This is a genomic window from Deinococcus alpinitundrae, assembly GCF_009982895.1.
GTDB classification, from domain to species: Bacteria; Deinococcota; Deinococci; order Deinococcales; family Deinococcaceae; genus Deinococcus; species Deinococcus alpinitundrae.
Genome location: NZ_WXZL01000386.1, coordinates 1 through 251 on the forward strand (window position 1 = coordinate 1; position 251 = coordinate 251).

The 251-nt window shown below is 32.3% G+C and carries 1 protein-coding gene; it reads right to left on the reverse strand.

Going from position 1 to position 251, the window contains the following annotated elements; genetic code table 11:
- Window positions 1-204, reverse strand: a 204-nt coding sequence (locus GUI70_RS26035; protein ID WP_202630626.1) for a 2'-5' RNA ligase family protein, incomplete at its 3' end; no start/stop codon positions are given.
- Between the last annotated feature and the right edge of the window lie 47 nt (window positions 205-251).

Sequence of the window (251 nt, forward strand, 5' to 3'; positions counted from 1 at the left end):
ATGAACTTCTACTGCTGGTATACCATTAATACGAGCTCTAACCTGTTCAATGACAGAATCTAAATCACCATCTTTAATTTCAAATGGCGCTTTAATTGTCACATGTGGTTTAATTCGTGAATACTGTTTATCATATCTTTTACGGTAAGAATCCACCGCTTCTTGAAATGACTTTGATGGAATTAATGCTAATCCTAAAATCATCTGAATTCCTCCTTTGTTTAACCTATTGCTATTATATCAAATTTCTT